This is a genomic window from Pseudomonas fluorescens Q2-87 (genome assembly GCF_000281895.1).
Lineage (GTDB): Bacteria > Pseudomonadota > Gammaproteobacteria > Pseudomonadales > Pseudomonadaceae > Aquipseudomonas > Aquipseudomonas fluorescens_S.
In genome coordinates, this window is record NZ_CM001558.1 from 2,108,949 (window position 1) to 2,135,064 (window position 26,116).

The 26,116-nt window shown below is 61.5% G+C and carries 26 protein-coding genes; 12 read left to right on the top strand and 14 right to left on the bottom strand.

The window, feature by feature from the left end:
* The first annotated feature begins 28 nt into the window (after nucleotides 1–28).
* From PFLQ2_RS18100 to PFLQ2_RS18090, 3 genes are all read left to right on the top strand, one after another.
* A complete protein-coding gene (locus PFLQ2_RS18100; RefSeq protein ID WP_003180156.1) occupies nucleotides 29–1,195 on the top strand; it encodes a Gfo/Idh/MocA family protein in 1,167 nt (388 codons plus the stop codon).
* A gap of 17 nt (nucleotides 1,196–1,212) precedes the next feature.
* Nucleotides 1,213–2,289 carry a sugar phosphate isomerase/epimerase family protein gene (locus tag PFLQ2_RS18095; protein ID WP_003180158.1) on the top strand — a complete coding sequence of 359 codons (1,077 nt, stop codon included), beginning with the start codon at nucleotides 1,213–1,215 and terminating at the stop codon, nucleotides 2,287–2,289.
* Nucleotides 2,290–2,352: 63 nt separating this feature from the next.
* Entirely contained in the window at nucleotides 2,353–3,585 is a 1,233-nt protein-coding gene (locus tag PFLQ2_RS18090) for a nucleoside permease (protein ID WP_033045968.1), read from the top strand.
* An 18-nt stretch (nucleotides 3,586–3,603) separates the two neighbouring features.
* Here the strand turns inward: PFLQ2_RS18090 and PFLQ2_RS18085 are convergent, their stop codons facing one another.
* Nucleotides 3,604–4,260 (bottom strand): polysaccharide lyase family 7 protein, encoded by a 657-nt coding sequence (locus PFLQ2_RS18085; protein WP_003180162.1) that lies wholly within the window; start codon nucleotides 4,258–4,260, stop codon nucleotides 3,604–3,606.
* A gap of 248 nt (nucleotides 4,261–4,508) precedes the next feature.
* Between PFLQ2_RS18085 and PFLQ2_RS18080 the strand changes: the two genes are divergently transcribed.
* Nucleotides 4,509–4,844 (top strand): hypothetical protein, encoded by a 336-nt coding sequence (locus PFLQ2_RS18080; RefSeq protein ID WP_003180164.1) that lies wholly within the window; start codon nucleotides 4,509–4,511, stop codon nucleotides 4,842–4,844.
* Between the two features lie 135 nt (nucleotides 4,845–4,979).
* On the opposite strand, the gene PFLQ2_RS18075 is transcribed toward PFLQ2_RS18080, so the two are convergent.
* The 7 genes from PFLQ2_RS18075 to PFLQ2_RS18045 all read right to left on the bottom strand — a co-directional run bounded on the left by PFLQ2_RS18075 (nucleotide 4,980) and on the right by PFLQ2_RS18045 (nucleotide 12,168).
* Entirely contained in the window at nucleotides 4,980–6,743 is a 1,764-nt protein-coding gene (locus PFLQ2_RS18075) for an L-lactate permease (RefSeq protein WP_003180167.1), read from the bottom strand.
* Nucleotides 6,744–7,023: 280 nt separating this feature from the next.
* Nucleotides 7,024–7,575, bottom strand: coding sequence for a thioesterase family protein (locus tag PFLQ2_RS18070; protein WP_003180169.1), 552 nt, complete (start codon nucleotides 7,573–7,575; stop codon nucleotides 7,024–7,026).
* Nucleotides 7,576–8,104: 529 nt separating this feature from the next.
* Nucleotides 8,105–8,473 (bottom strand): DUF6124 family protein, encoded by a 369-nt coding sequence (locus PFLQ2_RS18065; RefSeq protein WP_003180171.1) that lies wholly within the window; start codon nucleotides 8,471–8,473, stop codon nucleotides 8,105–8,107.
* Nucleotides 8,474–9,027: 554 nt separating this feature from the next.
* Nucleotides 9,028–9,408, bottom strand: coding sequence for a RidA family protein (locus tag PFLQ2_RS18060; RefSeq protein WP_003180173.1), 381 nt, complete (start codon nucleotides 9,406–9,408; stop codon nucleotides 9,028–9,030).
* A gap of 74 nt (nucleotides 9,409–9,482) precedes the next feature.
* Nucleotides 9,483–10,361, bottom strand: a complete 879-nt coding sequence (locus PFLQ2_RS18055; protein WP_003180174.1) for an NmrA family NAD(P)-binding protein — start codon at nucleotides 10,359–10,361, stop codon at nucleotides 9,483–9,485.
* 17 nt (nucleotides 10,362–10,378) lie between these two features.
* Nucleotides 10,379–11,062, bottom strand: a complete 684-nt coding sequence (locus PFLQ2_RS18050; protein WP_003180176.1) for an SOS response-associated peptidase family protein — start codon at nucleotides 11,060–11,062, stop codon at nucleotides 10,379–10,381.
* A 176-nt stretch (nucleotides 11,063–11,238) separates the two neighbouring features.
* A complete protein-coding gene (locus tag PFLQ2_RS18045) occupies nucleotides 11,239–12,168 on the bottom strand; it encodes a LysR family transcriptional regulator (RefSeq protein ID WP_003180178.1) in 930 nt (309 codons plus the stop codon).
* A gap of 100 nt (nucleotides 12,169–12,268) precedes the next feature.
* On the opposite strand from PFLQ2_RS18045, the gene PFLQ2_RS18040 reads away from it, so the two are divergent.
* Nucleotides 12,269–13,132, top strand: coding sequence for an aldo/keto reductase family oxidoreductase (locus tag PFLQ2_RS18040; protein WP_003180180.1), 864 nt, complete (start codon nucleotides 12,269–12,271; stop codon nucleotides 13,130–13,132).
* 157 nt (nucleotides 13,133–13,289) lie between these two features.
* Here the strand turns inward: PFLQ2_RS18040 and kefC are convergent, their stop codons facing one another.
* The 4 genes from kefC to PFLQ2_RS18020 form a co-directional block, all read right to left on the bottom strand.
* The gene (kefC, locus tag PFLQ2_RS18035) at nucleotides 13,290–15,116 is read right to left on the bottom strand and encodes a glutathione-regulated potassium-efflux system protein KefC (RefSeq protein ID WP_003180181.1); all 1,827 of its coding nucleotides are present in this window, start codon (nucleotides 15,114–15,116) and stop codon (nucleotides 13,290–13,292) included.
* A 1-nt stretch (nucleotide 15,117) separates the two neighbouring features.
* Entirely contained in the window at nucleotides 15,118–15,639 is a 522-nt protein-coding gene (kefF, locus tag PFLQ2_RS18030) for a glutathione-regulated potassium-efflux system oxidoreductase KefF (RefSeq protein WP_003180183.1), read from the bottom strand.
* A gap of 177 nt (nucleotides 15,640–15,816) precedes the next feature.
* Entirely contained in the window at nucleotides 15,817–17,163 is a 1,347-nt protein-coding gene (locus tag PFLQ2_RS18025; RefSeq protein WP_003180185.1) for a sensor histidine kinase, read from the bottom strand.
* The gene (locus PFLQ2_RS18020) at nucleotides 17,160–17,870 is read right to left on the bottom strand and encodes a response regulator (RefSeq protein WP_003180186.1); all 711 of its coding nucleotides are present in this window, start codon (nucleotides 17,868–17,870) and stop codon (nucleotides 17,160–17,162) included. Before PFLQ2_RS18020 ends, PFLQ2_RS18025 begins: the two co-directional genes overlap by 4 nt.
* 340 nt (nucleotides 17,871–18,210) lie before the next feature.
* On the opposite strand from PFLQ2_RS18020, the gene PFLQ2_RS18015 reads away from it, so the two are divergent.
* From PFLQ2_RS18015 to PFLQ2_RS18000, 4 genes are all read left to right on the top strand, one after another.
* On the top strand, nucleotides 18,211–18,993 hold the full coding sequence (locus PFLQ2_RS18015) for an MlaA family lipoprotein (RefSeq protein WP_003180188.1): 783 nt from the start codon (nucleotides 18,211–18,213) through the stop codon (nucleotides 18,991–18,993).
* Nucleotides 18,986–19,240, top strand: a complete 255-nt coding sequence (locus PFLQ2_RS18010; RefSeq protein ID WP_003180190.1) for a hypothetical protein — start codon at nucleotides 18,986–18,988, stop codon at nucleotides 19,238–19,240. The genes PFLQ2_RS18015 and PFLQ2_RS18010 overlap by 8 nt, the downstream gene beginning before the upstream one ends.
* Nucleotides 19,241–19,373: 133 nt before the next feature.
* Nucleotides 19,374–20,675, top strand: coding sequence for an Nramp family divalent metal transporter (locus PFLQ2_RS18005; RefSeq protein WP_003180192.1), 1,302 nt, complete (start codon nucleotides 19,374–19,376; stop codon nucleotides 20,673–20,675).
* Nucleotides 20,676–20,742: 67 nt separating this feature from the next.
* Nucleotides 20,743–21,222, top strand: coding sequence for a VOC family protein (locus PFLQ2_RS18000; protein ID WP_003180194.1), 480 nt, complete (start codon nucleotides 20,743–20,745; stop codon nucleotides 21,220–21,222).
* 240 nt (nucleotides 21,223–21,462) lie between these two features.
* Here the strand turns inward: PFLQ2_RS18000 and PFLQ2_RS17995 are convergent, their stop codons facing one another.
* Nucleotides 21,463–21,864 (bottom strand): RidA family protein, encoded by a 402-nt coding sequence (locus PFLQ2_RS17995; RefSeq protein ID WP_003180195.1) that lies wholly within the window; start codon nucleotides 21,862–21,864, stop codon nucleotides 21,463–21,465.
* Between the two features lie 125 nt (nucleotides 21,865–21,989).
* Here PFLQ2_RS17995 and PFLQ2_RS17990 point away from each other — a divergent pair, with 125 nt between their 5' ends.
* Nucleotides 21,990–22,919: a LysR family transcriptional regulator gene (locus tag PFLQ2_RS17990; RefSeq protein WP_003180199.1), complete on the top strand. Its 930-nt coding sequence runs from the start codon at nucleotides 21,990–21,992 to the stop codon at nucleotides 22,917–22,919.
* A 114-nt stretch (nucleotides 22,920–23,033) separates the two neighbouring features.
* Nucleotides 23,034–23,426: a GFA family protein gene (locus tag PFLQ2_RS17985; protein ID WP_003180201.1), complete on the top strand. Its 393-nt coding sequence runs from the start codon at nucleotides 23,034–23,036 to the stop codon at nucleotides 23,424–23,426.
* 3 nt (nucleotides 23,427–23,429) lie between these two features.
* Here PFLQ2_RS17985 and PFLQ2_RS17980 read toward each other — a convergent pair whose 3' ends face one another.
* Nucleotides 23,430–24,890, bottom strand: a complete 1,461-nt coding sequence (locus PFLQ2_RS17980) for an aldehyde dehydrogenase family protein (RefSeq protein WP_003180203.1) — start codon at nucleotides 24,888–24,890, stop codon at nucleotides 23,430–23,432.
* 525 nt (nucleotides 24,891–25,415) lie between these two features.
* On the opposite strand from PFLQ2_RS17980, the gene PFLQ2_RS17975 reads away from it, so the two are divergent.
* Entirely contained in the window at nucleotides 25,416–26,084 is a 669-nt protein-coding gene (locus tag PFLQ2_RS17975) for a haloacid dehalogenase type II (protein WP_003180204.1), read from the top strand.
* Nucleotides 26,085–26,116: the final 32 nt, after the last annotated feature.

Consider the following 26,116-nt stretch of genomic DNA (forward strand, 5'->3'; position numbering starts at 1 on the left):
TCGTCATCCTGACGAGAAGAGAAACGCGATGAATCCTGTAGCACCGAAAATAAGAATGGGCTTCGTCGGCGGTGGCGAGGGCGCTTTCATCGGCCAGGCCCACCGCCAGGCGGCCGGGCTGGACGGCGGTTTCGAGCTGGTGTGCGGCGCGTTCAGCCGCGACGTCCAGAACAATCAGCGAACCGCCGCGACCCTGGGCCTGCCCGCGTCCCGCTGCTACAGCGACTGGCAGCACCTGCTGGACACCGAAGCGGCGTTGCCGGCGGACCAGCGCATGGAGCTGCTGGTCATCGTCACGCCCAATCATCTGCACGCCCCGATAGCCAGCCAGGCGTTGAAGGCCGGTTTCCATGTATTCAGCGAAAAACCTGCGGCGATGAGCCTGCGTGAACTGCTCGCCTTGAAGGAAGTGGTTCACAGCAGCGACCGGCTCTATGGCTTGGCCCACACGTACCTCGGTTACGCCATGGTCTGGCAGGCCCGGGCCATGGTGCGCTCGGGCGTGATCGGTGCGGTGCGCAAAGTGCTGGTGGAATACCCGCAAGGCTGGCTGAGCCAGGACGTCGCTGGCCAAGGCAACAAACAGGCTGGCTGGCGCGACGACCCGCACCAGTCGGGGCTGGGCGGCTGCATCGGTGACATTGGCACCCATGCGTTTTCCCTGGCCGAATTTGTTGCCGGCCAACCCATCGAGCGGATCTGCGCCGCGTTGGGCACCCATCTTCCGGGGCGACAGCTGGATGATGATGTGTCGGTACTGTTCCAAATGAGCGACGGGGCCAGTGGCGTGTTGATCGCCAGCCAGGTCTGCGCCGGCGAAGAGAACCCGCTGAAAATCCGCGTCTATGGCGACAAGGGCGCGCTGGAATGGCGCCAGGAAGAACCGGCGAGCTTGATCCACCGCGCCCTCGACCAGCCCATGCGCATCCTGCGATCCGGAGTCGGCCAGCCGTGGCTGTGCGAGGCCGCGACCCAGCGCATGCGCCTGCCGGCGGGGCATCCTGAAGGGTATTTGGAGGCGATGGCCAATCTCTACGGCGATTTCGCCCGCGCCATTCGCGGCGATGTCCACGGCCACGAAGTCCCGGGGGTACCCGGTATCGACGTCGGCCTGCGGGGCATGGCGTTCATCGAAGCCGCCATCGCCAACCACCGCGGCAACGCCAAATGGACCGAACTGGTCTGCACCGCATGAATCCGGAGAGCCTTGTAATGTCCAGCCCTCAAACCCCGACGGGCCTGCGCGGCCCGGGTATTTTCCTGGCGCAGTTCATGTCCGCCGAAGCGCCGTTCGACACCCTGGCCAACATCGCCCAGTGGGCCGCCTCGCAAGGCTACAAAGCGGTGCAATTGCCAACGTCGGGCACGCAGTACATCGACCTGGCCCGGGCCGCCGAGAGCCAGGATTATTGCGACGAACTCAAGGCTACTTGCGCGCAATTCGGCGTTGAGATCAGTGAGCTGTCGACGCACCTGCAAGGCCAGTTGGTAGCGGTGCACCCGGCGTTCGACGCGCTGTTCGACGACTTTGCCCCGTCGCATGTGCGTGGCCAGCCCGAGGCGCGGACCGAGTGGGCGATCGAGCAATTGAAACTCGCCGCCCGCGCCAGCCAACGCTTGGGCCTCAAGGCGCACGCGACGTTTTCCGGTGCGCTGCTGTGGCCGTACATGTACCCTTGGCCGCAACGCCCCAACGGTCTCGTTGAGCAAGGATTTGCCGAACTGGCCCGTCGCTGGTTGCCGATTCTGAATGCCTTCGATGCGGCTGGCGTGGACCTGTGCTACGAAATCCACCCCGGCGAAGACCTGCACGACGGCGCCTCGTTCGAACGTTTCCTGGAAGCCGTCGACCATCATCCGCGGGCGGCGATTCTCTACGATCCCAGCCATTTGCTGCTGCAACAGATGGATTACCTGGGCTTCATCGACCGCTACCACGAGCGCATCCGCATGTTTCACGTCAAGGACGCCGAGTTCCGCCCGGATGCCCGTTCCGGGGTGTACGGCGGATACCAGGGCTGGGTCGATCGCCCTGGCCGGTTCCGCTCCCTGGGCGATGGCCAGATCGATTTCAAATCGATTTTCAGCAAGCTGACGCAATACGACTTCAGCGGTTGGGCGGTCTTGGAATGGGAATGCTGCCTGAAGGATTCGCAGCAAGGCGCCGCGCAAGGCGCCGCGTTCATCCAGCGGCACATGATCAACAAGACCCGCAAGGCGTTCGACGATTTTGCCGGGGTGACGGCGGATGAAGACTCCAATCGCCGGTTGTTGGGTCTGTCGAGATAACCGGCCCGACACATAAGCAGCATTTGGTTTTAACAAGAACAACAAATAAAAACGGTGACGGCCATGAGCCCAATGTATGCGCGCTTGAGCGTGATGATGTTCCTGCAATTCTTCATCTGGGGTGGCTGGTTCGTCACCCTCGGTACTTTTCTTTCCAGCACCCTGGGAGCCAGCGGCGGGCAGGTCGGGATGGCGTTTGCCACCCAGTCGTGGGGGGCGATCATCGCGCCATTCGTGATCGGCTTGATCGCCGACCGCTACTTCAACGCCGAGCGCATCCTCGCGGTCCTGCACTTGCTGGGCGCGGTGTTGCTGTTCCAGCTGTACTCGGCGCCTGATTTCGGCGTGTTCTACCCGTATGTGCTGGCGTACATGGTGGTCTACATGCCAACGCTGGCCCTGGTCAATTCGGTGGCATTCCGGCAGATGCGCGACCCGGCGCTGGAGTTCTCCCGCATCCGGGTGTGGGGCACCGTTGGCTGGATCGTCGCCGGCGTGGTCATCAGCTTTGTGTTTGCCTGGGACTCACGCGAGGCGATCTCCACCGGCGGTTTGCGCAATACCTTCCTCATGGCGGCCATCGCCTCGCTGGTCTTGGGTCTCTACAGCATCACGCTGCCAGGCACGGCCCCGCTCAAGGACCAGGCGAACGCTGGAGGTATCAAGCAATTGCTGGGGCTGGATGCCTTGGGGCTGTTGAAGGACCGCAGCTACCTGGTGTTCTTTATCGCCTCGATCCTGATCTGCATTCCCTTGGCGTTCTATTACCAGAATGCCAATCCGTTCCTGGCTGAAACCGGCATGACCAACCCGACAGCGAAGATGGCCATCGGACAAGTCTCCGAAGTGCTGTTCATGCTGCTGTTGCCGCTGTTCATCCAGCGCTTCGGTATCAAGCGGGCGCTGTTGGTGGGCATGTTGGCGTGGGCGTTGCGCTACGTGTTATTTGCCTACGGCAATAACGGCGACCTGGCGTTCATGCTGTTCACCGGCATTGCCCTGCATGGCATCTGCTACGACTTCTTTTTTGTTTCCGGGCAGATCTACACCGACGCCCAGGCGCCGAAGCATTTGCGCAGCTCGGCCCAGGGGCTGATTACGCTGGCGACTTATGGCTTGGGGATGCTGATCGGCTTCTGGGTGGCGGGGCAGGTGACCGATCACTTTGTCGCGGCAGGTGGGCATGACTGGCAGAGCATCTGGCTGTTCCCGGCCGGTTTCGCGTTAGTGGTGTTGGTCTGTTTCCTTTTTACCTTCCGTGGCCAGCAGGCGCTCGTCGTGCCGTCAAAGGCTTGAAGCAGGGCTGGGCGTCAGTCATTTGTGACTGGCGCTCAGTTTGGTGTAGGTGACTTTCCCGCCTTCATTGGAGTAGCCCTTGTTATCCAAAGTGTAGACGCCGGCCTTGAAATAGAAGTCGTAGCCCTGCCAGGACTTGTCCAGCATCACCTGTTTGCCACTGTTGCCGATCAGCACCGAGAGCTGGCCTTGCTTGTCCATTTGCAATGTGTACGAGAAGGATTTATTCAACGGCACCTTGGGCACGGTATAGATCACCGGGCTTTTCTTGTCCTTGGGTTTGACCCGGTATTCCACGTCGATATTACCGATGCCCTTTTCGTAGCGGTACACCAGCTTCAACAAGGGCGTCGGTGCATCCTTGGCGTGGATCTGCGCCACGACCACACGGCCTTCCGAAGGCACCTGGTTCACCGACAATTCGCCCTTGAGCGTGTTGGTGCCGCTGTTGTAGCGCCAATTGCGATGTTTTCCGTCTTTGCTGGTTTCCCGCAGTTCGGAACGCGGGTAGTCGCTGTTACCGGTATGGGAGCCGGTGACGGGCGCCCAAAAGACGATCCTTTGGCCGTTATTGTCGAAATACTTGTTATTCAAACTCGGCATGGCTTTGGTCGCCACGACCTGCGCGGGCGTTTGCACCGGCAGGGTAACGCTCCAGACAGTGACGTCAATCATGATGAAACCTCCAACGGGACCGGCCGTTATCTGGCGGCCGTCAAGACAAGGAAATTGCCTTCCGTGGCGTGGTTTTCATGCTATCGACGGGAGTCTGTTTCGCTGGAGGCCCAACTGACGGATGGCTCTGCGATGAGCCTCTAGGGCCCTTGAATGGGCGAGATGACGTTGTGTCTTTTTGTTGCTGATCGGTTAGAGTACGCGCCGCCCGAGAGATGGATCCCGGGCGTTTATCCATGGAGCCTCAAATGAATCACTTCAGTAAAGTCGTTGCCGCCACACTGTTGGGCCTGGCCCTGGCGGGTTGCACCGGCGCCCCGATGAAAACCCAGCAATACGACAGCAGCCAATACACCGTTGTCGGCCACAGCGAAGCGTCGGCCACCGGCCTGATGCTGTTCGGCTTGATCCCGATCCGTCAGAACAGCCGTTTCGTGCGCGCCCAGACCGCAGCGATCCAGGCCAAGGGCGGTGACGCCATGATCAACACCCAAGTCCAGGAAAACTGGTTCTGGGCCTGGGTCCTGAGCGGTTACACCACCTCGGTGTCCGGTGATGTGATCAAGCTGAAGAACGTTCAGTAAGCAGTGCCGTACAGGTAAGTAAGCTTACCTGTGGCGAGGGAGCTTGCTCCCGCTGGGCTGCGTAGCAGCCCTTTTTATGCGATTGCCGCGCAATCGAGCGGGAGCAAGCTCCCTCGCCACCACAGCCAATCCTGGCTAACGTCCTCCCACCACCATATGACTGAACGGCGCCACATACGCCTGCAACGTCACCAGCCCGCCCACCAGAATCGCCAGCACCACCGAGTGGAAAAACACGTAGCGCAGGATTTCCCCTTCGTGGCCGTACCAGCGTGTCGCGGTTGAAGCGACCACGATCGACTGGGCATCGACCATCTTGCCCATGACCCCGCCGGAACTGTTCGCCGCCGCCATCAGCACCGGACTGATTCCCAACTGTTCCGCCGTGACCCGTTGCAAGCCACCGAATAGCACGTTCGACGCCGTGTCCGATCCGGTCAGCGCCACGCCGAGCCAGCCCAGAAGAGTGCCGAACATCGGGTAGAAAATGCCCGTCGCGGCAAAGGCCAGGCCCATGGTGGCGTCCAGTCCCGAATAACGCGTGAGAAACCCCAACGCCAGCATCGCCACGATGGTGATCAGCGAGTAGCGCACCACCCAGAGTGTTCGCAGGTACTGGCGCAGCAGTTGCGGGATCGAATAACCCATCAGCAAGCCGCCGAGAACGGCCGCCAGGAAGATGCCGCTGCCGGTCGCGGTGAACCAATTGAACTTGTAAATCGCCTCTTCGGTTTTAGGCTGAGGCACCACCGGCGGGACCTTTTCGATCTGCTGGTGCAGGGTGGTGAAGGTCAGCAGGGGTGAGAAGATCGGATTCGCCTCGCGCATCGGCTTGCCTTGGGGATCAAGCTTGGCCGATTGGGTTTGTGGGTCTAGCGCCGGACGGGTGTCGAACAGGTTCTTGAAGCCTTGGGTGCCCCAGGCGAACACGAACACGGTGAGGATGATCCACGGCATCCAGGCCCGCAGCACCGCAGGTTTAGCATCGCCGGCGAAGGCGCCGCTGGCCACCGGTTCCTGCGCCTCGCTGGCGTCGATCTTCGAGTCATCGTGGCGCCCCGACAGCGCGGCGGAGGTGTGCACCGTGGCTGGTTTCCAGACCTTGAGAAAGCCGGTGAGACAGGCCATGGAAATCAGCGCGGCGATCACATCCACCAGCATCGGGCCGTGGTAGTTGGAGACGAGGAATTGCGGGATGGCAAAGCTGACGCCGGCCACCAGGATCGCGGGCCAGATCTCCAGCATCTTGCGCCAACCGGCAAAGGCCCAGATCAACCAGAACGGCACGATCACCGAGAAAAATGGCAACTGCCGGCCGACCATCATCGACAGCTCCATTTCATCCAGCCCGGTGACCTTGGCGAGGGTGATGATCGGCGTACCGAGGGCGCCGAACGCCACGGGCGCGGTGTTGGCGATCAAGGCCAGGCCCGAGGCCGCCAGCGGCGAGAAACCCAGCCCGATCAGGATCGCCCCGGTCACCGCCACCGGCGTGCCGAAACCCGCCGCGCCCTCGAAGAACGCACCGAAACAGAAGGCGATCAATAGCAATTGCAGGCGCCGGTCGTCGGTGATGCGCGCCAGGGAATCCTGCAGCACTTTGAACGAACCGTTCTCGGTCGTCAGCCGGTGCAGGAAAATGATGTTGAGGACAATCCAGCCAATGGGCAGCAAGCCGTTGGCTGCGCCATACAGCGCCGCCGACCCGGCCATGCCGGCGGGCATGCCGAAGGCGAAAATCGCGATCAGCAAGGCCGAGGCCAGGGCCAGCAACGCCGCCAGGTGTGCCTTGATATGAAAGAACGCCAGAGACGCCAGCATCACCACCACCGGGACCGCCGCCAGAAACGTCGACAGCACCGCATTACCGAAGGGATCGTAGACTTGTTGCCAGACCATGTTCCACCTCTGCTTTTTATTGTTGGAAGTGCAGGCCCCGGGGGGATTGGCAGAAAAGTATAGGCGGGGATTGGCGCGGCAATGTGGATCAGGCTGTTGTGGTGAGGGAGCTTGCTCCCGCTGGACCGGACTGGCGCCTGCGAGCGATGTGGCGAGGGGATTTATCCCCGATGGGTGGCGAAGCCGCCCCAAGAATCTTGTGTCGGTAGAAAAAGCCTGGGCCTGCTGCGCAGTCCATCGGGGATAAATCCCCTCACCACAGAGAGAAGTGGTGTGCCGGCTAATGCGTGCGTTCGCTTTCTTCCTGGCGAAGCTCAAGGCTCAAGCCGTCGCAGCTTTGCGACCAGTCGGTAAGCCAATCGGGCATCGCCGGGGATTGTTCGGCCAGCCCCAACTCACGAATAAACTCACCCGGCGCAATCGTGCCTTTGGCCGAGCGGAACAGGCCGCGCATGATCACCACCCCGACCACGCGCCCCTGGCTCATGAAGCGGTGCTCCATGAAGGTCCACTTGTCGTCCCAGCCGAGCATTCGGGTGTGCACCTCGAAGGCCTCGAACAACCTCAGCTCCCGGCGAAACTTGCCCCAGACGTCTCCCACAATCGGCACCGCGCGGTTGCGCAACGCCACTTTATAAGCGCCGCTGCGCAGCACGTAATCCATGCGGCCCACATCGGCCAGAGTGAAATAACGCCCGTTGGTGACGTGGCGGTTGAGGTCCAGGTCCAGCGGCCAGACGCGCATGCGCACCACAGTGGTGTCCAAGGGCGCCGTGGTTTTGCGCCAGGGACGACGAAACAGCATCAGCAGAAGTCGGAACCAGAGATTCATAAATGCGCCATGGGAGGGGAAAGCGGCGCACTTTAGCCCCCGGCGCCGGGTGCGGGCTAGGTGCGTAAATGACGATTTTCACGGCAATCGCGCATTTGAGGCATGTTTGGGATGTTGGGTCCGTGCACAGGCTTATGTGGCGAGGGAGCTTGCTCCCGCTGGGTGGCGCAGCCGCCCCAAGAGTCTTATGCCGAAACATAGCGCTTGGGCCTGCTGCGCAGTCCAGCGGGAGCAAGCTCCCTCGCCACGGGGATTGATGTTTGGCTCAATTTCGGGGGCTGCCTGTAAGGCCGTCATCGCGAGCAAGCTCCCACAATTGGGTTGGGGGTGTCCTGCGTATGATCGCCATGACATATGCCAAAAAGAGCTGAGTCAGAGCAACCCTATATCTGAATACACACACACCTGTGGCGAGGGAGCTTGCTCCCGCTGGGTGGCGAAGCCGCCCCAAAATCTGTGCCGGAACAAAGATATCGGGCCTGCCACGCAGTCCAGCGGGGATAAATTCCCTCGCCACAAGAGCGATGCATTATGGCGACGGGTGAGCTTCGACGTTGTCTAGTGCGCGGTTCGCCAGCAGTCCGCCCAGTTCGATCAGTTGCTGGATGCCCAAGGCAAAGTGGCGTCGTGAACCTTCAAGCTCAAAGGCCAGGTCACTGACCATGACATTGGCCGAGGCCAGGGTTTCGCTGAGGTTGGCGAGCAGGCTTTCGGTGTCGATGTCCTTGACGACCGTAAATAGCTGCCCGTGAAGGGGATCCGCTTCGCACTTGTTAGGTTTGGGCTTGAGGTAGTAGTCAAGGGCGCGCTCGGCAGCTTCGTCGAGTTTCTGGGTGTTGGTTTTTTTGCGCGGTGAAGTCGGATCGGTGTCCGGTGGGTTGGGCGTTACTTTGAACATAGATGAATCTCCAAATCTTAAAAGGAGAGCCATCACCCTCGCTACCAAACGAAGGGTGGCGGCCATACGCGGGTTGGTAGACCGGTGACTTGGAGAACCGGCGCGTCCGAGGACGCCCTGCGCATGACCGCCATAAAAAACAGATACCAAAGGGCCTCTGTTAGAGGGGCTATGCGACAAGTCAAAGCCGGGCTACCAAACCCGATCGCTGATTCTCAGCGACCCGGAAACGATAGAGCCCAGCCCCATGGCGCACAAGCCGGCGGATTCTGGCGTAGTGGTAGGTAATGACGCAAGACAACGTAGCCGGAATCAGAGCAATCCTACATCTGGATAAACACAGCCCCTGTGGCGAGGGGATTTATCCCCGCTGGGTCGCGCAGCGGCCCCAAGAATTGTGCTGGTACAAAGAGCTTGGGCCTGCTGCGCAGTCCAGCGGGAGCAAGCTCCCTCGCCACGGGGATTGATGTTGGCTCAATTTTGCGGGCTGCCTGTAAGGCCGCCATCGCGAGCAAGCTCGTTCCCACAATTGGAGCGGCGATGTGCAGAGAGTGTCAGCCTTTCGCCGCCATCGCCGTCACTTCCACCCGCATTCCCTCGACTGCCAGCGCCGCCACGCCCACGGCGGCGCGAACCGGCCACGGTTTGGCGAAGAAGCGCTTGTAGACTTCATTGAATGCCGCACGATCCGCCATGTCAGTGAGGTAAATGGTCAAGTGCAGCACGCGATCCATGGAACTGCCGGCGCCCTCCAGGGCGGTCTTGAGGGCTTGCAGCGTGCATTCGCTCTGAAGCGTGATGTCACCCAATTCCAGGCTGCCGTCGGCGTGGGTGGGGATTTGCGTGGAAACCAGCAGGCCGCCGAAACCGGCGACGTCGGAGGAAATGGAGTCCGCATCCGGATCTGGAATAAACGTGATGTCTGGGTTGCTCATGCAAAGCCTCGTGCTGGAAAAGAAAAAGGACCGCCGCAGTTTACCGTCCATTGCTGCGTCGTTCCTGCATTCCTTTACTCGTGCGCTCCCAGCCCGTTGTTTTGCGCCAGCGCCTGGATGTAGGCCTCAAGCGTCAGGGTGCCGTGCACGACGTCGTCGCCCACGTCGAAGCCACTGTCGAGGCTGACGGCGCTCATGCGCGCATAGGATTGCGCCGCAGCAGGGCTGAAACCGAGGCTCCGGAAGGTGCTTTCCCATTGGTCCCTGGGTATCACCTGTACCTCGACCGGTCGGCCGAGCGCCTGGGAAAAAGCCTGCGCCACATCGTTGGGCGAGTACAGGTGAGGCCCCTGCACGTTACGCACGCCAACGTCATCAACCGACGATAGCAACCGCGCGGCCGCCACTTCGCCCAGGTCCCGGGGCGCAACCATGGGGAAGGCCAGGTCGGCTGGAAACAGCGTGGGCAGCTTGCCGGTCTCGCGCACGGTATCGAGCAGGCTGTCCCAGTTACTCATGTAGTAAGCCCCGCGATTGATCGCCGCCGGGATCGACTGCTTGCGCAGCCCTTCCTCCAATTCCCACAAGACGCTGAGATCGCCGATACGCTCGCCGGGTTGGGCGCCGGCGGTGGATTGCACGACGATTTTCTCAAGGCCCGATCCGTCGAGTGCGGCCAGGATGTTGGCGACCGTGCGCCGTTCCACCGCATCGGTATCGGTACTGGGAGCAGCCGGCGGATTGAGAATGAACGCCCTGCGCCCGAGCCGAAAGACGGCGCGCAACGACTCGACGTTTTCGGCGTCCGCTTCGACGATTTGAGCGCCCCTGGCGCGCCATTCGGTCGCGTGGGTGGCGTTGCGGGTCATGATAATCACGGCATGCCCTGGCGCCAGCAAGGCTCGGGCCGTGGCCGAGCCAACGTGGCCTGTGGCGCCCATGATCACGTACATGGCCTTATCTCCCAAAGTCAAAGTCCGCCCTGGGCCGGACGGTGGGGTGTCATTGCCGGCTCAAGGTGCGGTTGCGCGCCGTTCAGGCGTGCGGCCAGCTGTTGCGCCTGCTCCCATCCCAGCGCGGGTTCCAGCCAGTCAAGCGCATCTTCGGCACTGAAGGCCAGTACCCGCTGCCGCTGGTTGGCGATGTCGCCATACGTCACCAGGGCCAGGCCGTCACAGCCAAACGGGGTCTCGCTGGCCTGGGCCAGGGCGGCCAGGAAGATCGGGGCCGACTGCCGGGCGGTCGTGTAGGTGAGGCGCTGCGCCTGAGAGGGCGAGGCGGGGGTTTGCGACTCATACCAACCCTCCACGGCGACCAGTACGCGGCCTTCGTGCTTGATGGGGTCGAAGACCTTGGAACGCATCACCAGATGCAAAGGCAGATGGGTCAGCGGCGGCATCGTTCCGACCGACCAGATCGGCGACCAACCCCAGCGAACCTTGATGCACTCCAAGTGCCCACCGCGACGGCGAATGGCGCTGACCTGCATGTTTGGCTCGATCAGGCTCTGGCGGTCCTGGACCCTGGACGGTGTTGTCACGTACAGGTCCAAGGGCGTCACGCTTGCACCGCAACGACTGCCGGGCGTGTCTCGCTGGGCGAAATACGCCAGGGAGTCTTTTGAAGAAACGTGCTGAACAAGACGGTCACACATAACGAACTCCCGGCAGTGAAACGCAAAGCATTCTTGATGTACCCGCCGTTCAGGCCGCGACGGTCGAAGCGCGTCATCGGGGCTTTCAGCGGTGTCATGTAGGTCCGAGCCGTGGCGAATGGCTTGGTTCGAAAATCCTTGCGGCGGGGGGACGAGTGGGCAATGGGGTGAATGCACTATCGCCTTTCGCGAGCAGGCTCGTTTCCACGCTGTTGTGCATTGATGAAATCCACAAAAGCCCTCAACGGCGAGGGCAGGTAGCGGCGGCCGGGGTAGTAGAGGAACGGTCCGGTAAAGCGCTGCCACCAGGGTTCGAGTACCGGCTCCAGGACGCCGCTGTCCAAGTAGGGGCGTAGCCAGTCCTCGAACAGGTAGACGATGCCCAACCCATCCACCGCCGCTTGCACCGACAGGTCCACCGCGCCGCCGATCCGCACGATCAACGGGCCGCTGGGGTCGACACTTACCGTCTCACCGTTGCGCTCATAGTCCCAGAGCGGCAACGCGCCGCTGGGGAATTTGCCGCGCAGGCACGCGTGTTGGAGCAGATCCCGCGGATGCTCGGGCCGGCCCCTGGCGTCCAGATAAGCGGGCGAGGCGGCTGTTGCAAAGCGCTGGAATCTTGGACCAATGGGGATGGCGATCATGTCCTGCTCAAGGCGTTCATCGTAACGAATACCGGCGTCGCACCCAGCCGCGAGCATGTCGACGAAGCTCTCCTCGGCGACCACTTCCAGGCGAATATCTGGATGGCTCTTGAGAAACGGCGTGATGATCGAAGGCAGCACCAGGCGGGCGGCACTGACCGGCACGTTCAGCCTGAGGGTGCCTGAGGGGCGGTCGCGGAAATCGTTGACCACGTCCAGCGCCGATTCGACTTCGCCGAGCGCCGGCACGATGCGCTCCATCAACCGCGCACCGGCCTCGGTCGGCACGACGCTGCGCGTGGTGCGGTTGAGCAGGCGCACGCCCAGACGGCTTTCCATGCGCCTTACGGCATCGCTGAGGCTGGAAGCGGATTTGCCGCTTAGCCGTGCGCCTTCACGAAAGCCGCCCGCATTGACCACCGCCACGAAGGCCAGCAAGTCTTGTATATCCGTCGCCATTGTTCTCTCCGTCGTACAGCCCGTGCTGATTGCACCTGATTATCAAGGGAATGGTCAACGCCTATAGTCGGCTCAATCATATTGATCCAAGGGGCACGACATGAACATTGCAGGCAAGGCAGGCACTTTTTTACTGGGCGACCGCACGGTCAATCGCATGGGTTACGGCGCGATGCAGTTGGCGGGGCCCCAGGTCTTCGGACCGCCGAAAGATCCGGCGGCCGCCGTCGCCGTGCTGCGCGAAGCATTGGCGAGCGGGGTCAACCACATTGACACCGCCGATTTCTACGGGCCCCATGTCACCAATCAGCTGATCCGCGAAGCGCTGCACCCTTACGCCCAGGACCTGGTCATCGTCACCAAGGTCGGCGCCGTTCGTGGCGCCGACGCGTCCTGGAACCCGGCCCACAGCCCAGCCGAGTTGACCCGTGCGGTCCACGACAATCTGCGCAACCTGGGCGTGGAGGTATTGGAGGTCGTCAACCTGCGGGTATGGGGCGATCTGCATTCGCCCACGGAAGATTCCATCGGGCAATCGTTCACAACGCTGGCCGAGTTGCAGCGCCAGGGCCTTATCCGCCACCTGGGCCTGAGCAACGTCACGGCAGCGCAGGTCAAGCAGGCCCAGGGCATTGCCCAGGTGGTCTGTGTGCAGAACCACTACAACCTGACCCATCGCGACGACGAACAACTCATCGCTGACCTGGGCCAGCAGGGTATCGCCTATGTGCCGTTCTTCCCCCTGGGCGGCTTTACACCGCTGCAATCGGAGACCCTTTCCAGCGTGGCGGCGCGCCTGGAGGCGTCACCGCTGTGCGTGGCCCTGGCGTGGCTGCTGCAACGTGCGCCGAATATCCTGCTGATTCCCGGCACATCGTCCTTGGCGCACCTGCGGGAGAATCTCACCGCGAGTGAGCTGAGCATCCCCGCACCGATGCTCGCCGAGCTGGACGCACTGGTCTAGGCCGCCAGGAAAGCCAACGTCTCGCCATCTTCCGGTATCAACAACCGGCCTGCGACGTTGGCCAGCGCGGCGCTCCAATTTGCAGCGGATGTTCAAGGCACTGAAAGGGCTTACGCCGGTGGCGTACCGGTGTAAATTCGGGCGTGTGTGACGCCGGTCAACCAGTCGTCTTTTCCGTTTCGTTGCGATGGTGTTCCTGCCAGTTGTCGACGGGGCGGGCACGGTCTTCGTTGAACATGTCCGTGAGCAGCGCATTGGCACGCCGAAAGGCATCGTGGCGGAACTTGAGGTCGTCTTCCGGCTGGGCGACGATTTCCTCCAGCATCTTGAGGTTCAGTCGGCGGAACTGATCCGCCCGCTCGCGCGCTTCGTAAGCCCCGACGCCCATGTGCTCCAGCGCACTGCGACCCAATGACAGCGCACTCTCGAAGGTTTCCCGCTCAGCCGCCTCCACGCCCATCTGCCGAAGGATGATGAGGTGCCCCATGTCCCGCGCCCGCACGATCAACTGCAACGCGGGGAAGTGCTCCTGGGCCAGGCGGGTCAGCGTCAGGTTGTCTTCTCGATCGTCGATCGCATTGATCAGCACCACCGCTTGGGCCGCGCCGGCTGCGTGCAGCAAGTCGAGGCGCGTGGCATCGCCATAAAAGACTTTCACACCGAATTTACGCAGCGTCTCGATGTTGTCGGGGTCGTGATCCAATACCACCACCTCGACGCCGCAAGACATCAACAGACGTCCGGCGATCTGCCCGAAACGCCCGAACCCTGCGATGATCACTCGTGGATTCTGCTGGTCGACGAGGTCGGATTCGCGTTTGTTTTTCTTGGCGACGGACTCGAAGCGATCCAGCAACACGATCAGCAAGGGCGTCAGGCACATGGACAGGGCCACCGCCAGGGTCAGGCTCTTGCCCCATTGATCGGTCAAGATGCCGGCCACGGTCGCCGCGCCGAACACCACGAAGGCGAATTCGCTGCCCTGGCCCAGTAACACCGCCTGCCAGGAGCGCTGGGCGGCGGGGACGTTGAGGAACCGGCCCGCCATCTTGATCACCAGCAGCTTGATCAGGATGAAACCCAGGGTCAGGGTGATGACTTTCAGCGGTGCGTTGATCAGGGTGCCGAAATCGATCGACATGCCGACACCGATGAAGAACAGACCCAACAACAGGCCTTTGAACGGTTCAATGTCGCTTTCCAGCGCATGGCGGTATTCAGAGCTGGCGAGCAGGACCCCGGCGAGGAACGCGCCCATGGCCATCGATAAACCGGCTTCTTCCAGCAGAAAGCCAAAGCCGAACACCAGGAAAAGCGCCACGGCACTGAAAATCTCCCGCAAGCCTGACCGCGCTGCGAAGCGCAGCAGCGGTCGCGTCACGTATCGTCCCAACAGTACGACGATGGCGATGGCGGCGACGATTTTGCCAATCGATAGCAACAGCGCCGTGCCCGAAGGCGTGTCGCCGTGGGCCGACAACAACGGAATCATCGCCACCAGCGGAATGGCCGCGATGTCCTGGAACAGCAGCACGGCGAAGCTGCTGCGGCCGACGGCGGTGGCGGTCAGGTTGCGTTCGTTCATGGCCTGCATGGCGATGGCCGTGGAGGACAGGCTCAGGGTCAGGCCGACCAGCAGCGCTGCCGTCCAGTTCAGGCCAAGGGCCGTGCAGAACAAGCCAATGGCAGCGCCACAGGCGAGCATCTGCAGGGCACCGCCACCGAACACCATCTTGCGCAGGGCCCAGAGCCGTTTGGGGTCGAGCTCGAGGCCGATGATGAACAGCATCAGCACCACGCCGATTTCAGCGAACTCCAGGATCGCTTTTACATCGGTAATCAGCTTCAGCCCCCACGGGCCGATGATGCACCCGGCCAGCAGGTAACCCAACACCGGGCCCAGGCCCAACCGGACGGCAATCGGCACGATCAACGTCGCCGAGCCCAGGTAAATGAGCAGTTCAATCAGGCTGTGCGTCTCCATTTCAATCTTCCTTCCAGGCGGCCAGGCGAGCGCCATAGTGTTCGATTTGTGCGTGTTGGGCGTCAGGGTCGGCGGCATAGGCGCCATGCACGACCACCGGCTCCAGCCAGCGCATGCCACAGTAAATGGCCGTGGCGTGAAGAGGTTGGGCCAGCGCCGAAAAATCGGGGTAGTCGCCGATTGCAAAATGCGCGTGATCGCCACCGGTGGTGACGGTCCACAGCAAGCGCTTGCCTTTGAGGGCAACGGCGTCTTTACCGTAGGCCCAGCCGTGGGTGAACACCTTATCGATCCACAGTTTCAGCAGGGGCGGTGCGCTGTACCAGTACATTGGGTGCTGGAGGACGATAAGCTCTGCTTGTTCCACCGCTCGCTGTTCCGCCTCGACGTCGATATCGAAGTTGGGGTAAAGCGCGTAGAGCGAACGTATGACCACGTCCGGGTTGGTCGACACTCGCTTGAGCATCTGCTGGTTGACCCGCGATTTGTCGGGGTAGGGGTGCGCATAAATGATAAGAATCATCGGTGAATTCCTTGGTTTGGCTCCGTCGATTCCTGTCTGTCGTGAGCGCGAACGATGGCATTGGGTCGAGCGATACAAACAAGAGCGCCTTCCCGGAACAGGGTCCAGGCCGGAAAAGCCGGACATCCTACCGAGGAAGGCGCTGAATGTTTAGAGCGGATCGGTACATCGGGCACTTCAGTCAAGCGGCAGCGAGACCCTGGCCTCCAATCCGCCACCCCGTCGATTCCTCAGGATCAGCGTGCCGCCATGCTCCAGCACTGTCGCCCGCGCCGCCGACAGGCCCAGCCCGACGCCGCCGGTGTGCTTGTTGCGAGAGCCTTCGATGCGAAAGAACGGCGTGAATACCCGCTCAGCGTATTCAGGGGCGATGCCTGGGCCTCGGTCCAGGATGCGAATGACCACTCGGTGGGCGTCGACCTCCAGCCGGATGGCCGGTTCGTGCCCATATTTTATGGCGTTGTCGATCAGGTTGATCAGCGCTCGCTTGATGCCGATGGGCCGACCCACATAGACAAGGCGATGGGCGCCGTCGAAGGAAACCTCGATGCCGGCATCCTTGAGATCGTCGACAATGGTGTGCAGCAACTCGGCCAGGTCGAAGGCGGTGGCGGTTTCCAGGCGCGCATCGTCGCGGAAGAACTCCAGGGCCGAATTGACCATCGCCTGCATTTCATCCACGTCCCTGAACAACCTGGACTGTTGCTCGGCGTCTTCGATGAATTCCCCGCGCAGGCGCATGCGGGTCAATGGCGCCCGTAAGTCGTGGGAAATAGCGGCGAGCATCTGCGTGCGGTCCTGCAGGTAGTGTTTGAGCTGGGCCTGCATGGCATTGAAGGCGAGGATCGCCTGGCGGATTTCGTGGGGCCCGATGACTGGAATGGGTGGCGCCTGGTGATCGACGCCAAAGCGCCTGGCGCCTTCGGCGAAGTGCTCCAGGGGCGCGGCCAGGTGCCGCGTAGCGATCAGGGCGACGCTCAACGTCGACAGCAGAATCAGGGCGATGATGATCAGGTTGCGTAACCATTCTTCTAACCCCCAGCTGCGCGATGGCACCGAGAACATCAGCCACGAATGGTCGCTCAATTCAATGATCGCAGCGTACTGACCACCGGGTTGACTGTCCGGCCAGTCGCCCGGCTCGTAGACTTCTATCCTGGCGTCCGGCCGGCCCAGTTGCTGGCGCAGGAAGGCCGAACCTTCGTTGAACTCCGGGTCGTCGATCACCGGCAACCGGGCATCTTCGTAGTGCCGCAACCATTGCGCGTTGAAACCCCGGTCGCTGGCGGCCATGGCGACGCCCGGCCTTTGGGACGGTGCGACGGAATCAACGATGCGCGTAATGGCGGCGGCCTTATCCATCAGGCCGGTTTCCATCAGGGGAGGGCGCGCCCAAGCACCGGCCAGCAGGCTGAACAGCTCATTGAGGGCCAACAAGGTCAGCATGGCGACCAGTGTGGTCAGAGCGATCCAGCGCGCCACCGTGTCCCGCGGGCGAGGCGGGCCCGGGCGTGGCCATTTCATCGTTTCACCACGTGGGGGCTGAACAGATAGCCGCTGTTGCGCACGGTGCGGATCATCGACGCGCCGGTGACATCGGTTTCCAGCTTGCGCCGCAGGCGGCTGACCTGGACGTCGATGCTGCGGTCGAAAGCGTCGAAGGTTTCCCCGCGTGCCAGATCCAGCAACTGCTGGCGGCTCAGCACACGGCGCGGATGCTCGGCAAATACCAGCAGCAGTTCGAACTCGCCGGTGGACAGCGGGATCATGACTCTTTCCGGCGAGCGCAGTTCACGACGGGTGACGTCCAGTTGCCAGTTTTCGAATTCCAGGATCGGCCGCGAAGTGTCAATCAGCGAGCCCCTGGCCTCGCCGGTGCGCCTGAGCACGGCGCGCACCCGGGCCAGCAGCTCCCGCGCGTCGAAGGGCTTGGTCAGGTAATCGTCCGCGCCCATTTCCAGGCCGACGACACGGTCGCTCAACTCGCCCATGGCGGTGAGCATGATGATGCCGACCCGATGTTCGGCCCGCAGGCGCTGGCAGAGCAGCAAGCCATTGTCCCCGGGCAACATGACGTCGAGGATGATCAGCTCCGGCATCCGCCGCTCGACCGCCTGCCACAGCGCGGCACCGTCGGCCGCCACTTCCACGCTATAGCCGTGTTGTTCAAGGAATTTGCGCAAGAGGGCGAGGACTTCGAGGTCATCGTCGACCAGTAGTAAATGGCTCACGGCGGGCACGCAGGATGATGAATACAGGAGGCGATACTAGGGGCAATCCATGGCCTGAGTCATATATTTCAATGCGGAAATAAAGTTGCGGATGGGCAATGTTCTGGAAATCTTCGGGCAAAAAAGCAGCGGCAGGATGGCCTCGATGCCAGTCAGTTAAAAACCAGCCCTACACCAACCCCGTGGCGAGGGAGCTCGCTCGCGCTGGGTCGTGGAGCCGCCCTAAAAAAGCGATGAGCGCTTCGCACTCAAGCGGGAGCAAGCTCCCTCGCCACGGGGTTCGGTGTTCGGCTTTTAACCGGCATAGGCAACACCTCACTCCTCGCTGAGATAATCCCGTATGCCGATTCCCAAGCCTGCTTCGATGTTTGTTCGACCCGCCGTTGTGGTTGTCCTGGCTGCCCTCACCAGCGCCTGCACCAGCACGCCACCTGCTACGGCGGGGGCTTGCGAAAGCGCGACCTACACCGTCCACGATCCCGCAGAACCGGTCAACCGCGGTATTTTCGCCTTCAACCGGACTGTGGACGACTATGTCTTGGCCCCCGTTGCCCGTGGTTATCTCAAGCTCCCGGAGTTCGTGCAGGCCGGCGTCCATAATTTCGTCGCCAACTTCGGCGAACCCAAGGTGTTCATCAATGACCTGCTGCAAGGCAACGCTCAACGCTCGGTCAATACCCTGGGGCGTTTTGCGATCAACACCACCGTCGGCATCGTTGGTTTGATCGATGTGTCGGGCAAGCTGGGCATCGAGCGGCACAAGGCTGATTTTGGCCAGACCTTCGGCGTCTGGAACATCGCCTCCGGCCCGATCGTTGAGCTGCCGCTGCTGGGCAGCAGCAACCTGCGGGATGCGACGGGCAAGGTGGTGAGTTTTGCCGTCGACCCGTTCGGCGACAACAGCGATACCGTCGAGACGCTGGGCACGGTCAATACCGTAGGCGGGATAGTCGACGGCCGCGCCGAGGCGTTGCCGCTGACGGATGAGTTGCAGACCCGGCCGGACTACTACTCGGCACTGCGAGACGCGACAGCACAACGGCGCGCCGATCTTGTCGCCCAGGGCAAATTGGGTTCGGCGGTCAACGCCGAGTGCCCGGATGGAAAAACCGCCAATGAATAGCGATGTGCTGGTGTTGCATCGGCGAGTCAAAATCATCGGCCAGGGCTCGCTGCATTGCCGGGAGCTTGAGCTGCGGCTGGCGGAGGATGGTCGGCATGTCTTGCTCAGTCGCTACTTGGAGTTGTACCGCCAGGAGCAACTGGGCGAGTGCACGGTCGAGCATTATCGAGTGCCCCTGGCGAGCATGATTCGCTGGATGGTCCACAACGGGGAGCGGGGCGGCGCTGAATCGCTGTGCCAGGGCTGAATTGGAGGCTTCATGAGGTAAAAGACATGAAACATTTTCACATAATTGCAGGGTAATTATGGTTGTACGATGTCGTATGAAATATGTTCGACTGTGGCCGTTTCTCACAAAAAAAATAACGGAGATTCCATCCATGACGAGCATTCCTTCCGTTGAGGATCAGGCTGCGGCCCCAGCGCAAAGCCGTTTCGTGCGCCTGTTGAAGCTTCTTGGTCCCGGCATCATCGCTGTATTGTCCTGGCTCGGCGCAGGCGACCTGATCACCTCTTCCGTGGCCGGCTCGAACTACGGCTACGCCATGATGTGGGTGTTGGCGGTATCGCTTTTGCTTCGCTACCTGATCGTCAACATCATCGCGCGTTTCCAGCTCTGCAATAACCAGGGCATGACCATCCTGCAGGGCTACGCCCAGCTCAATCCCTTCTTCGCCTGGTTCCTGCTGGTGTATGCGCTGCTCATGGGACACCTGATGAATGCCTACATGATCAAGGGCGCCGGTGAGGCCTTGGCCATGTTGCTGAAGACCGATTACCCGCTGCTCTGTTCGGTGGCGGTGGTGTTGGCGGTGTGGATGCTGGTCGGTCGCAATATCTATTCGATGATCGAAGGCGTGATGAAAGCGCTGCTGGCGATCATGACCCTGGCGTTCCTGGCCTTGGCGGTGATGTCCGGCCCTGATGTAGTCGGGATCGTCAAAGGCACCATTGGCTTCAGCATCCCGCCCGATGAAGGCGTGCACGGCGCGCTGCTGGTGGCGGTCTCGGTGATCGGTGCGGTGGCCGGTTCCATCGCCAACTTCGTTCACCCCTATGTCATGCGTCAGAAGGGCTGGGTCGGGCCGCAGCACAAGCGCATCCAGCGTAACGACCTGCTGTTTGCGGTGTTCGTCGGGATCATCATCAACCTGGCCATCTGGATCGTCGGCGCGGAAATCCTGCGGCCCAATGGCATTGAGGTGAACACCCTCGGCGACCTGGGCAAAGCCCTGGAAATGTACTTCGGCCCGATCGGTTGGTACGTGTTCTTCATCGGCGTGTTCGCCACGCTGTTCGCCAGCGTTTCCGGCAAGACCACGGCATTTCCGATGCTCATCACCGATGCCTTCCAGCACGTCAAGCCAGAACGTCGGGAGCGCTACGGTAAAGAATTCCACCGAGACCCGGCGCACAAATGGTTCATGCTGTTCATCCTCGTGACGCCATTGATCTGGTCGCTGCCCGGCATGCCTGACTTCGTCACGCTGACCATCGGCGTCAACGCGCTGAACATCGTTGGCTTGCCGGTCATCTCCCTGGGCCTGTTGATCATGTCCAACCAGAAATCGCTTCTGGGCAAGGAATACCGCAACAACCTGTTCGAGAACATCGCACTGGTCTTTGCCACGGGCCTGGCGCTCTGGGTTGCGTTCCAGTTGGGCGTCGACCTGTTCACCTGAGATTGGCCTTCATCCGAAAGAGGGGCTGCTAGACTTCACCGTCCAGTCCCTCTCTAGGAGAATCCGGATGAACAACAAGAACAGGATTTGTCTCTGGTACGACGGCACGGCGCTGGACGCTGCAAGGTTCTACGCCGACACGTTCCCGGACAGCGCGGTACACGCGGTCTACCACGCCCCCGGGGATTTTCCATCGGGCAAGCAGGGCGATGTGCTGACGGTGGATTTCACGGTGATGGGCATTCCTTGCATCGGCTTGAACGGTGGCTCGGCGTTCAAGCACAGCGAAGCGTTTTCGTTTCAGGTGGCAACCGACGACCAGGCCGAAACGGACCGGTTATGGAATGCGATCATCGACAACGGTGGCCAGGCCAGTGCTTGCGGTTGGTGCAAGGACCGGTGGGGGCTGTCGTGGCAGATTTCCCCGCGCGTTCTGGTGGATGCGGTCACCAGCTCCGATAAAGCCGTTGCCAAGCGCGCCTTTGAGGCCATGATGACAATGACCAAGATTGACATCGCGGCCATTGAGGCGGCGGTGAAAGGCTAGCCTGCGCTCCCACGGTAGATTTGCAGCGGGCTCCAGATTCGGGGCACATCCGAAAGTGGTGGGAGCGGGCTTGCTCGCGAAAGCGGCGGTCCAGCTTGCATGGGTGCTGAATGTGCCGACGTCTTCGCGAGCAGGCTCGCTCCCACAGGGGAGTTGCAGTGGGCTCCGGATTCGGGGCATACCCGCAAACCCTGTGGGGCCTGCTCGCGATGACGCCAGTCCATCCAATACCGATCCGGATCAACCGACAGTTCCAGGCAACCTGGCAATCACCTTGATTTCAAACTGGAACCCATACAGCCAAGTCACACCCACGGCGGTGAGGGTCGGGTGTGGCGCGCTGCCCCAGAACTCGGGCACCACTTTCCAGACGGTCTCGAAGGTCGACTGCGGGTCGACCATGAACACGGTGACATCCACCACATCGTCAAAACTGCAATCGGCCGCGGCGAGGATCGCCTCCAGGTTGTTGAACGCTTGCCGTACCTGATCCTCCAGTCCAGGCTTCGGCGAGCCGTCTTCGGTACTGCCGACCTGTCCCGACACAAATAAAAAACCATTGGAACGGATCGCCGGGGAATAGCGATTACGTTCGTAAAGCGCCTGGCGCCCGGCCGGAAAAACCACGTCACGCTGTGTCATAGATGCCTCCATCGTTAAGGAATTCAAATCACAATGTCGACTCTAGGGGCTTGTATCCGGGCGATAAACGAGCAACCTTGGCGTTCACTGTTTGTAAATCCCAAACAATCTGAGCCGGGGCACTAATGGACCGTTTCGATGCGATGCAGGCATTCGTCCGAGTGGTAGAGGCGGGCAGCTTCACCAAGGCGGCCGAAACCCTGCACATGAGCAAGACCACCGTGACCCAGTTGGTCCAGCAATTGGAGGCACGGCTGCGGGTCAAGCTGCTCAACCGCACCACGCGCAAAGTCAACGTCACCGCCGATGGCGCCGTCTATTACGAGCGCGTCATCCGCCTGCTCGCCGATATGGACGATGCCGAGACCAGCCTGTCCGGCGCCCAAGCGTTGCCCCGAGGCCGGCTGCGGGTGGACGTGCCGAGCCCGCTGGCCGCGATGATCCTGATTCCGGCCCTGCCGGCGTTCCATGCGCGATACCCTGACATCCAGATCGACATGGGCGTCAGCGACCGCATCGTCGACATCATCGATGAGAACGTTGATTGCGTGGTGCGCGGCGGTGAGCTGACGGACCAGACGCTCATCGCCCGGCGCGTCGGCGACCTGACCTTGGGCGTCTTTGCGGCGCCGAACTACCTGGCGCGCATGGGCACGCCTGGACATCCATTGGAGCTTGAGGATTCGCCGCATCACATCGTCGGTTTTCTCTGGGCTCGCACCGGCAAAGCGGTGCCTTACGCCATGCACAATCACAGCGAGCATCTGCATATCAAGGGACGCTACGTGCTGGCTATCGACGATGGCAATGCCTACCTTGCGGCCGGTTTGGCGGGGCTGGGCGTGCTCTGGCTGCCTGAATACATGTCCAGGCACCACGAAGCTCGAGGTGAACTGGTGCGCCTGTTCCATGATTGGCGCCTCGACCCGATGCCGCTCTACATCGCCTATCCACCGAACCGCCACATCAGCGCCAAGTTGCGGGTGTTCATCGCATGGGTTGCAGAGCTGATGGCAGAACATGCGCCGGTAGTCAGCAAGGAAAGAGCCGAATGATGGGACCGCGATATTGCTAATCGCGGTGCCGATGGTGGGTTAATGCGCTAAACCAAAGACGGGCAGGGGCATCAAAAGAAAATTCCGAGCACTGGTTCGCAGAGGAACTACACCATGAACCGATTCACCGGCGGTTGCCTGTGCGGCAACGTCCGTATCGAAGCCTCGGGGCGCCCTTACCGGGTTGGCCTTTGTCACTGTCTCGATTGCCGCAAGCATCACGGAGCGCTGTTCTACGCTGCGGCCGTGTTTGCCCAGGACGCGGTGACGATCCTGGGCGAGACCCGGGACTATGCCGGGCGTTTTTTTTGCCCTCGCTGCGGCTCGTCGGTTTTCGCCCGCAGCGGCGACGAGATCGAAGTGAACCTGGGCTCCCTGGACGCTCCCGACCAATTGATGCCGACCTATGAAAGCTGGACCGTGCGCCGCGAAGCCTGGCTGCCGCCGTTCCCGCTCGCGCACCATTACATACGGGACCGTGAGGGCAAGGATCGATCCGAGGACTAGCGATCAACCAAACCCGACAATCGCCTTGATTTCCAGGTATTCCTCAAAGCCGTGGATACCGTATTCACGTCCGTTCCCCGAGCGCTTGTAGCCACCGAACGGCGCCATGGGGTTCCACGCCGGGTAATTCAAAAGCACTTGCCCGGAGCGGATGCGCAAGGCAACGCTGCGCGCCAGTTCAAGGTCCTGCCCCTGGACATGAGCACCCAGCCCATAGACCGTATCGTTGGCGATGGCGACGGCTTCATCCACCGTGTCATAGGGGATGATGCACAGCACCGGCCCGAAGATTTCTTCCTGGGCGATGCGCATGCTGCTGTCCACCTGCGAGAAAACCGTCGGGCGGGTGTAGAAACCTCTGTCGAAGCCCGGCGCGCGCCCTGGTCCGCCGCACACCAGTTTTGCGCCTTCGCTCAGGCCTGCTTCGATCATGGTTTGCACCCGATTGAACTGGGCCTCGTTGGCGATGGGGCCCAGGACCGTTGCTTGCGATTGCGGATCACCGACGATGATCGCGTTAGCGGTCTCGGCGGCCAAGGCTTCGACTTGTGCCAAGCGGTTGCGGGGCACGATCATTCGCGTCGGTGCGCTGCACGATTGGCCGACATTGCGAAACGCCGACATCACCCCTGGCGGCACAGCGGCGGCGAAGTCGGCGTCCGGCAGCAACAGGTTCGGCGACTTGCCACCCAGTTCCTGGGTGACACGCTTTACCGTGGGAGCGGCGGCCTGGGCCACGAGAGCACCGGCACGGTTCGAGCCGGTGATGGAGATCATGTCGATATCGGGATGCGCCGCCATGGCTGCGCCGACCTCGGCACCGCTGCCGTTGACCAGGTTGAACACACCTGCCGGAAGGCCCGCGTCATGCACCAGTTGAGCGAAAAGCAGCGCGCTCAGCGGCGACAGTTCGCTCGGTTTCAACACCACCGTGCAACCGGCGGCAATCGCCGGGGCGACTTTGGCGGTGATTTGATAGAGCGGCCAGTTCCATGGCGTGATGAGACCGCAGACGCCGATGGGTTCGCGTTGAATGGCCGTGCCATTTTCGACGTTCTGGAAACGATAGGTCGCAAGCACGTCACGGGCTACCCGCACGTGTTCGGCCGCCAACGGTACCTGCATGGCCCGGGCAAAACTGATCGCCGCGCCCATCTCCAGCGAGAGCGCCTGGGCCAATGCTTCCTTGCGCTCAAGGATCAGCTCGTGGATTTTTCCAAGTATCACTACCCGAGCGTCTACCGGTGTCGCGGACCAGCCGGCAAATGCGGCACGCGCGGCGGCTACCGCCCGATCGACGTCTTCGGCGGAGCCACTGGCCACCTCAGCGACAATTTCCTCGGTCGCCGGGTTGACCACCGGCAGCGTGGCCGGATGGACTGGGGCTGACCAGGCGCCATCGATATAAAGCTGTCGTAGCGTTTGCGGGTCGACACTGTGGCGGTTAGAAGAAGAGGTGGTCATCCAACGGGCTCCCTGGAGCAGTTATGGCGCAGCCGCCGTGTGTTCTCAATAAGCTAACAAAGCAGCCTCGATGACATGTGCCGTTGTTGAGCCCGGCAAAGAATAATCTGCTGTCTCGACCGGGGTAACTTCGCAAACGTAGCGTTAGTGCTGCGAGCCATCGCCATCGCCATCGCGAGCAGGCTCGCGATGACGCCCACCCCTCCAACGAAGATGCCGAGGCGGCCCCACGCCCAGGCGTAGATTCTGCCGCGAACCCGCCCCGGCGAGCCTGTTTTACGCACCATAACTGCCCGCAAACCCGCAGGAACATGGGCGCAACGCCCACGCCTGGAGCATCCCGCAAAGTCTGCTGAGCGAACCCCGCAAAACGGTGGTTTGTACCAAGCGGCCTATATTTTTAATGGTTTTTCCACGGTCTCATGGTGTTGTAATGAAAACGTGATGCAGCGTTGCACTGAGGCCTCACGAACGGCGTCAATGTTTGCATCGTCATGCCTTTAACAACAATTCAGGACCGCACTCATGAGCTTTCTTCGACCCAAGTACATCACCTTCGACTGCTACGGCACGTTGACCAATTTCCAGATGGGCAACATGACGCGCGAGCTGTTCGCCGACCGTGTCCCGGCCGAGCAGATGGACCAGTTCGTCAAGGACTTCTCCGCTTATCGCCTGGATCAGGTGATGGGTGACTGGCGGCCCTATGATGAAGTCATCAAGACGTCCTTGGCGCGGGTCTGCAAGCGTTGGGGCGTGGAATACCGCGGCGAAGGCCAGCTGTATTATGACGCCGTTCCAACGTGGGGCCCCCACGCCGACGTGCCGGCCGGCCTGTCGAAAATCGCCGACAAGATCCCCCTGGTGATTTTCTCCAACGCGATGGACGAGCAGATCATGTCCAACGTCGACAAGCTCGGTGCGCCTTTCCATAAAGTCTTCACCGCCCAACAGGCCCAGGCCTACAAGCCGCGCCTGGCGGCCTTCGAATACATGCTCGATAACCTCGGCTGCGGGCCGGAAGACGTGCTGCACGTCTCGTCGAGTTTCCGCTACGACCTGATGTCGGCCCATGACATGAAGATCAAGCACAAAGCCTTCGTCGCCCGTGGGCATGAACAACCGGCCAACGCCATTTTTGGCTACCACCAGATCCCGGACATCGGCGGGTTGGCCGGCCTGGTCGGGCTCTGAGTCTCGGCGCACTTTTCAAGGCAAGGGGTTAG